This is a genomic window from Clostridium sp. K13 (assembly GCF_019734195.1).
Taxonomy (GTDB): domain Bacteria; phylum Bacillota; class Clostridia; order Clostridiales; family Clostridiaceae; genus Clostridium.
In genome coordinates this window covers 117,303-125,275 of record NZ_JAASHM010000008.1, presented here as the reverse complement: position 1 = coordinate 125,275, position 7,973 = coordinate 117,303, and the positions used below count along the sequence as shown (strand labels likewise).

8 protein-coding genes are annotated in these 7,973 nt (G+C 28.1%); 5 read left to right on the top strand and 3 right to left on the bottom strand.

From position 1 onward, the window contains the following. Positions 1–23 precede the first annotated feature (23 nt). Both HCG76_RS07190 and HCG76_RS07185 read right to left on the bottom strand, forming a co-directional pair. A protein-coding gene (locus HCG76_RS07190) for an IS1182 family transposase (protein WP_370777666.1) occupies positions 24–1,456 on the bottom strand; the annotation gives its coding sequence in 2 pieces (ribosomal slippage) (positions 24–46 and positions 46–1,456; 1,434 coding nt in all). Positions 1,457–1,599: 143 nt separating this feature from the next. Beyond that, positions 1,600–1,761: a hypothetical protein gene (locus HCG76_RS07185; protein ID WP_221699448.1), complete on the bottom strand. Its 162-nt coding sequence runs from the start codon at positions 1,759–1,761 to the stop codon at positions 1,600–1,602. A 138-nt stretch (positions 1,762–1,899) separates the two neighbouring features. Between HCG76_RS07185 and HCG76_RS07180 the strand changes: the two genes are divergently transcribed. The 4 genes from HCG76_RS07180 (at position 1,900) to disA (ending at position 6,134) form a co-directional block, all read left to right on the top strand. Continuing rightward, complete coding sequence (locus HCG76_RS07180) at positions 1,900–2,622, top strand: GntR family transcriptional regulator (RefSeq protein ID WP_221699449.1); 723 nt, start codon at positions 1,900–1,902, stop codon at positions 2,620–2,622. Then, positions 2,619–3,350 carry a glucosamine-6-phosphate deaminase gene (gene nagB / locus HCG76_RS07175; protein WP_221699450.1) on the top strand — a complete coding sequence of 244 codons (732 nt, stop codon included), beginning with the start codon at positions 2,619–2,621 and terminating at the stop codon, positions 3,348–3,350. The genes HCG76_RS07180 and nagB overlap by 4 nt, the downstream gene beginning before the upstream one ends. A 271-nt stretch (positions 3,351–3,621) precedes the next feature. Next, positions 3,622–5,013 carry a DNA repair protein RadA gene (gene radA, locus HCG76_RS07170; protein WP_221699451.1) on the top strand — a complete coding sequence of 464 codons (1,392 nt, stop codon included), beginning with the start codon at positions 3,622–3,624 and terminating at the stop codon, positions 5,011–5,013. 56 nt (positions 5,014–5,069) lie between these two features. Continuing rightward, on the top strand, positions 5,070–6,134 hold the full coding sequence (gene disA, locus HCG76_RS07165) for a DNA integrity scanning diadenylate cyclase DisA (RefSeq protein ID WP_221719005.1): 1,065 nt from the start codon (positions 5,070–5,072) through the stop codon (positions 6,132–6,134). 69 nt (positions 6,135–6,203) lie between these two features. On the opposite strand, the gene HCG76_RS07160 is transcribed toward disA, so the two are convergent. Next, the gene (locus HCG76_RS07160) at positions 6,204–6,602 is read right to left on the bottom strand and encodes a DUF1573 domain-containing protein (protein ID WP_195987008.1); all 399 of its coding nucleotides are present in this window, start codon (positions 6,600–6,602) and stop codon (positions 6,204–6,206) included. Between the two features lie 244 nt (positions 6,603–6,846). Here HCG76_RS07160 and HCG76_RS07155 point away from each other — a divergent pair, with 244 nt between their 5' ends. Next, positions 6,847–7,968, top strand: a complete 1,122-nt coding sequence (locus HCG76_RS07155; RefSeq protein WP_221699453.1) for a PIN/TRAM domain-containing protein — start codon at positions 6,847–6,849, stop codon at positions 7,966–7,968. The last annotated feature ends 5 nt before the right edge of the window (positions 7,969–7,973 follow it).

The window sequence follows — 7,973 nt, the reverse complement described above, 5'->3', positions numbered from 1 at the left end:
CAGTTTGTTGAAAAACCCCCTGTTTAAAAACAGAGGGTTTTTCTATTATTAGTTGTGGATAAAATTTAAAATTCAAAATATCATTAAAATTACTAATACCATATGAAAATAACAAAGATAGTCTTGTTGCTATCTTCTTCATATTCTGCACTGCTGCAGTTAGTAGACATTGCTCGGACACTTTTTCGCGTCCGCGGAAGCGAGCATAGCGAAGCCCATGCAGATTTTTTGAATCTGCGAAGCTTCGCTCAACTGTCTCTTTTCTCCTATCGTAAATACCTTTTCCCTTCTCGGTTCTAAGGAAATTTTTATTATCGTCTTTATGGTTTTCCCAAACGTGTCTTCTAATTATTTTATATTTAGATTTTTCTCCAAGGCATTTATCTTTGTGCGGACAACACATGCATATTTCTTCAAAGCATCTATATTCTTTGTAGCCTTCGCGAGTCGTTGTTTTATATATTAATGCAACATTATTTGGACAAATATATATGTCTTTACCATAATCATATATGTATTTATTTTTTGTATACATTCCTTTTTTATGAGGGGAACGTCTATATGCAATAACTGGTGTTATATCTCTATCTGTTATTCCTTTAAAAATAGGATTAGTTGAATATCCTGCATCTAATCCAAGATACTTAGGCTTTATATTAAATGTTTCTTCAATTCTATCTATTCTTTTTAATATTGGTTCGCTATCGCTGACGTTACCAGGGGTAACATGTACATCCATAATTATATTATTTTTACTATCTACAGTTCGATGATCTAAATAAAAAAATCCTTCTGGCTTATTATCTCTCATCATGTAACCACTATCAGGATCAGTAGTACTTTTCTTAATTTGTTTTGTTTCTTCTTTTTGCTTTCTAGGTTTTAAAGGGTTTTTATTATGATTTTCTCTATCTACATTAACATCAATATCTAATTGATCTATATATTCTTTTGGTGTTACTTCTACTTCAATTTTTTCAAATTTTCTCTTATTAGCATTTGCTTTTATATGAGTTGAATCAGAATAAAGAATTTTACCCCCAACTAATCCTTTTTCCATAGCTTGAAGAACTATATTATCAAATATTTTCTGTGGAATATCAGTACCTTTAAATCTTCTAATTCTATTTTGACTTATTGTAGATGAATCTGGAATTTTCTCGGTAATTGAATATCCTAAAAACCATCTATATGCTAAATTTACTTCTATATCTTTAACTAGTTGCCTTTCGGAGCGAATGCCATAAAGATAGCCTATAAATAACATTTTAAATAGTACTACTGGATCAACTGCTGGTCGACCATTTGTATGACAATACAAATCTTTAGTTAACTCTCTAATAAATGAAAAATCTATGTATTTATCAATTTTCCTTAATAAATGGTCTTGCGGAACTAATTGTTCTAGCATAACCACTTCTATTTCATTTTGTGCTTCTCTTCTTTCGTTTATCATTCGTAAAACCTCTATGTAATAAATTAATATATTTTATATTATATTACATATTTGTATAAAATTAAAGACTGTTGACACTTTGTCAACAGTCTGAAAAGTAAGGTTATACCTTACTTTTTTACTTTTTTGATATTACGATAGTGTTATTTTATAGAAGTATCATTATCTAAATTAGAATTTATAACCATATTTTCTATAGAGTCAATAGGATAATTGTCTAAAGAGTCATTAGACATATTTTTTGGTTTATAATTATTAAGAATGTTTTTAGAAGGAACATTATATAAATAAGATTTATCTATCAAAATACCATCTCCTTGCAATTTATATAGATAGCATTTCCAAATAATAAATAAATATGCATATTTGTTTATTAAAAAATTTTTCTAACTGGTATAGACAACTATATATATCTATCATATAATAACAGTGGGAGTGATAATATGATAGATAAAAATAGTCCAATACCAGTATATTATCAGTTAAAAAATGATTTTATAAAGAAGATAGCTAGTGGAGTTTGGAAAGCTGGAGAATGTATTTCTAGTGAAAGAGAACTTTGTGAAATTTATGATGTTAGTAGAATGACAATAAGACAAGCTATCGGAGAGTTAGTTCAAGAAGGAGTATTAACAAGAAAAAAAGGTAAGGGAACTTTTGTATGTGAACAAAAGGTAAACCAAAAAGATATGATGAGTTTCACTGAGATGATAAAACAAAGTGGTAGATCATTAGAAACTAAAGTTGTAGAATTTGAAATTATAGATACACCTGAAGATATACAGGATGTTTTTATATTAGATAGATTATATAAAATATCAAGAAAAAGAATAGTAGATAATGAATGTATTGCAGTAGAAACTGTATATATACCGGTAGATTATTGTGGTCATTTAAATAAGGAAATGTTAGAAGGATCTTTATATAAGGTTTTAGAGGGATTTGGATATATAATTACAAATTCTAATTCATCTATAGTAGCAGTTAATGTTGATGATGAAATAAGAAAAATACTAGAGTGTGAAATTGATACACCAATATTGAAAGTAGTTAGTAAAACATTTACTAATACAGATAAGCTTTTATTTTTAGAAGAGGCATTTTATAAATCAGATAAATTTACTTTACAAGTAAATATTTCAAGAAAAGAGGGAGAAGTATTATGAATTTAAGAGTTGTTAATAGTTATGAAGAATTAAGTAAGGTTGCAGCAAGTGAGTTTTCTAAGGTTATAAAGGAAAAACCAAATGCAATTTTAGGTTTAGCTACAGGTGGATCACCAATAGGAATGTATAAAGAGTTAATAAAAATGTATGAAAATAAAGAGTTGGATTTTTCAAAAATAACAACTGTAAACTTAGACGAATATATAGGACTAAATCCAGAACATAGTCAAAGCTATAGATATTTTATGAATGATAATCTATTTAATCATATAAATATAGACGTAGCTAACACATTTGTACCAAATGGATTAGCTAAAGATTTAGAAGTTGAATGTAAAGAATATGATAAAAGAATAATAGAATTAGGTGGAATAGATATCCAACTTTTAGGCGTTGGAAATAATGGACATATTGCATTTAATGAGCCAGATGAACACTTATCTGCTGGTACTCATGTAATATCTTTAACAGAAAACACTATAGAAGCAAATGCAAGATTTTTTGACAACATTGATGATGTTCCAAGAACAGCTATTACAATGGGTGTAGGTGGAATAATGAAAGCTAAAAAGATTATTCTTATTGCATCAGGAGAAAGTAAGGCAGAAGCTATTAAAGGATTATTCTCAGGCAAAATTACTACTGAAAATCCAGCATCAATGCTACAAATGCATAGAGATGTTACTGTAATAGTAGATAAAGAAGCAGCAAAGCTTATTGAAAATTAATAAATTATAGAAAAAAGTATAGAAATAAGTATAGAAATAAACCATAAGAGTTAATATAGACCTTATGGTTTATTTTTATACTTTTTATATTTTTTATATTTTAAGTATGTTATATTATATAGAGTAAATTGGAATTTAAGTAAGACTTTAAATTTTATTTTTAGTTATTTTAACGTGATTTAGAATATAATTTTTAATTTAAAAGGTTAAGGTATTAGTAATATGATACTATAAAATATTAAATTTTAAAGATAGATAGAGTGGTGAAAGTATGGCAAAGATAAAATCCGTATTTATATGTCAAGAATGTGGATATGAATCACCAAAATGGATGGGAAAATGTCCAGATTGTAGTAGTTGGAATACATTTAATGAAGAACAAGTTGTTCAACAAAATAAGGCAGCTAAAGAAGCTGTGAAGGTAAGACAATTATCTAAAAAGCCTATTAAAAAGTTAGCGGAAGTGACTTCGAGTAAAAGTGATAGAATTATAACTGGAATCAGTGAATTTGATAGAGTTATGGGTGGAGGAATAGTTAAGGATTCTATTACTATAATAACTGCAAGGCCAGGAGCTGGAAAATCAACTTTATTATTACAAGTAGCAGATAATATTGCTAGAGGTGGACATAAAGTTATTTATGCATCTGGAGAAGAAAGTGATAGTCAAATTAAAAATAGAGCGGATAGAATATTAGATAAAATTAATGATAATATATGGGTTGTTCAAGAAACAAGTATGGATAATGTTGTAGCTGCTGTTGATGAAATAGATCCAGATTTATTAATTATAGATAGTATTCAAACATTTACTATGGAGAATTCATTTCCTGCAAGAGCTGGATCTCCTACTCAAACAATGGAGTGTGCCAATGAACTTTTAAGAATAGCAAAAGATGATAAAAGGCAAAGAGCCGTAATTATAGTTGGGCAAATGACAAAGGCGGATGAACTAGCTGGGCTTAGAGCGTTAGAACATTTAGTTGATACAGTATTAATTATTGAATGCGATACTGATGAGGAATTAAGAGGACTTGTAAGTTCAAAAAATAGATTTGGAAGTACTGGAGAAACAGGATTTTTTCAAATGTCTGAAAAGGGTATGATTTCTATTGATAATCCATCGGAATTCTTTATGACTAAAAGAGAAGATGGGGAGATAGTATCAGGAAGTACATTAACAGTTATAAAAGAAGGTTCTAGACCTATAATTACAGAAGTAGAAAGTTTAGTATCAAAAACATTTACTCCGTATCCAACTAGAATAGGTGAAACCTTAGGAAAAGATAAGTTAAATACATTAATATCTATTTTAGAGCAAAGAGGTGGAATAAATCTTTATGATAAGAATGTTATTATAAAGACTACTGGTGGAATGCGAATAAGGGAGCAAGGTATTAATTTAGCTGTTATTATGAGTATAGTTTCATCTGTAAAGCAAAGAGGAATAGAGGCTAATATTGCATTTATAGCAGATGTAGGATTAACAGGAGAACTTAAAAAGGTTCCATCTATAGAAGTAAGAGTTAAAGAATTAGCCAGAATGGGATTTAAAAAAGTATATGTAGCTAAAGGATCATTTAGTAAAGATGTTAAAATATCTAACATAAAAATAATGTCAATGAAAACATTAAATGATGTTATAGCAGATGTATATAAATAGGTGTAGAATATAATTATTATAGAAAGTATGTGAAATTAATAGATTAGGTGATTAGCATGAGAATTAAGGATGATAATGAAATAAAAAATATATTAAAAATAGTTAGTCCAGGAACAAATTTGAGAGAAGGATTAGAAAACATTCTAAGAGCTAAGACTGGTGGATTAATAGTTTTAGGTGATTCTGAAGATGTAATGGATATAGTGGATGGTGGATTTAATATAAATTCAGAGTATACACCAGCATATATTTATGAGCTAGCTAAAATGGATGGAGCAATAGTATTAAGTCAAGACTTAAGAAAGATAGTTTGTGCGAATGCACAATTATTACCAGATCCATCTGTAACAACCTATGAAACAGGAACGAGACATAGAACAGCACAGAGAATTGCAAAACAGACTGATACTATAGTTGTTGCAATATCTCAAAGAAGAAATATTATTACAATCTACAAAGGCGATATTAAATATATATTACAAGATAGTAGTGTCATATTAGCAAGAGCTAATCAGGCGATTCAAACTTTAGAGAAGTATGTTAATGTGTTGGAAAGGGTAATAAATAATTTAAATATCTTAGAGTTTCAAGATTTGACAACTATTTTTGATGTGGTAACTGCAATACAAAGAACTGAAATGGTTATGAGAATAGTTGAAGAGATAAAAAGATATATTTTAGAACTTGGTAATGAAGGTAGACTTATTTCTATGCAACTTAATGAATTAATAAGATATATAGAAAGGGATGGAATACTTTTAATAAGGGATTATTGTGAAGAGAATGCAGATCATAATAGCATATATAAAGATATTCAAAAGTTAAATTCGGAAGAGCTAGTTGACTTAGAAATTATAGCTAAGGTACTTGGATTTGGTGGGGTACCATTAGTAGATACATTAATTTCTCCAAAGGGATATAGAATATTATTTAAAATTCCTAGAATACCAACTAATGTAATTGAAAATTTAATAAAACATTTTAGTAAATTAAAATATGTAATTACTGCAAGTAAAGATGAGTTAGATCAAGTTGAAGGTATAGGAGAAGCTAGATCGACTGCAATAAGAAGTGGATTAAAGAGAATAAAAGAACAAATTCACTTAAAGAAAGAAATTTAATTAATAAATAGAATATTAATATAAAATATTGGTAAAAATATATAAGCAGGTATAAACCTGCTTATATATTTATCTAAAGGTAAATTTACCCAGGGTGTTAATTTTATCGCTTTCTTTCAATAGAACGTCGTAAAGATTTATATCAAGAAGATTACAAAGAGAAGTAAGATAGAATAAATTATTACCAATTTCTCTTTCTATAACTTCACGGCAGTTTTCACATAAGCAACCATCTACATGAGTTTTTAAACACTTAGATAAATCTTCCAATGAGTTGTCTTCATTTGGCAGACATTGCTTTTTTGCATTTATCTCAATGCAACCACAGTTTGTAACAGCTTTAGCTACTGCTCTGTTAATTCTAGAACTAGATTCAGTATATTTAGTTAGAACATCGAGAATACTTTTGTGTCTTAATAGAGATTCACTGACGTCATTTTGAAAGCTATCAAATATAATGTCTTTCATTTGCCTCAACTCCTTAGAAATATAATCCTTATATAAATTATAAGTATTTTCAGACAATTTTGTCAATACAACCCTTGTCTGTATTGTTTAATATTATAATAAACAACCTGTGTTTATTTTTATAGGGGGTATTAATATTTAATTTTAAAATTTAAATACTAGTAATAGTAATATTAATATTATGGTATAATAAAAAATGGTTATTTATAACTATTATGTATAGCTTTTAATAGGAGGTGAGTTTTTGTTTAAAAAAGGTTTAAAGATTATTTTTACTCTTTTAGGATTAGTCATTGGATATATTGTTTGTGAAGGGGTATTAGCTATTGGAAGAGGATTTAAAATCCACATTATTAAAGGTGCAGTAGCAACTACAATACTTTATGTTTTTTGTATGTTATTATTCGGAATTATTTTTTATTTTATTTCACCAGGATTATATAAATTAATATCAAGTACTATAGATAAAATGGAAAAAAATATTCAACGATTAAGTGCACAAGAATTGATTTTTGGGAGTGTAGGAACTTTAATAGGATTGATTATTGCAGCATTTATAGGAGCTCCTTTTTCAGGAATATTTTCAGGAATACATCCTGCTATAGGACCTATAATATTTGTATTATTAGAGTTAATAGCGGCAATAATTGGAGCAGAGATATTCATAAAGAAAAGGGATGATATTTCATCAACTTTACTTATATTTAAAAAGAATAATATAAGAGATAAGGATAAGGAAAAAGAAAAGAAATCTAAAGGTTCAATAAAGAGTACTGCAAAGGTATTAGATACATCTGTTATAATTGATGGTAGAATTTTTGATTTGTGTAAGACTGGATTTATAGAAGGAACTTTAGTTATACCTAGTTTTGTTTTAGATGAACTTCGTCATATATCCGATTCATCAGATTCTCTAAAAAGAAATAGAGGAAGAAGAGGCTTAGATATATTAAATAAGATTCAAAAAGAACTAGAAATTGAAACAGAAATTTGGGAAGGCGATTTTAAGGAAATAGCAGAAGTTGATAGTAAACTATTAAAGCTTGCTCAAAAGTTAAATGGAAAGGTTATAACAAATGATTTTAACCTGAATAAAGTTGCTGAATTTCAAGGTGTACCTGTTTTGAATATAAATGACTTGGCTAATGCAATAAAACCAGTAGTTCTTCCAGGAGAAGAAATGAAAATTGTAGTTATAAAAGATGGTAAAGAATCTACACAAGGAATTGGATACTTAGATGATGGAACTATGATTGTTGTTGAAGGTGGAAGAAAATTCATTGGGGAAGAAATTTTTGTAATAGTTACATCTGTTCTTCAAACATCTGCTGGAAGAATGATATTTGCAAAACCAAAGGACAATTAAAGGAG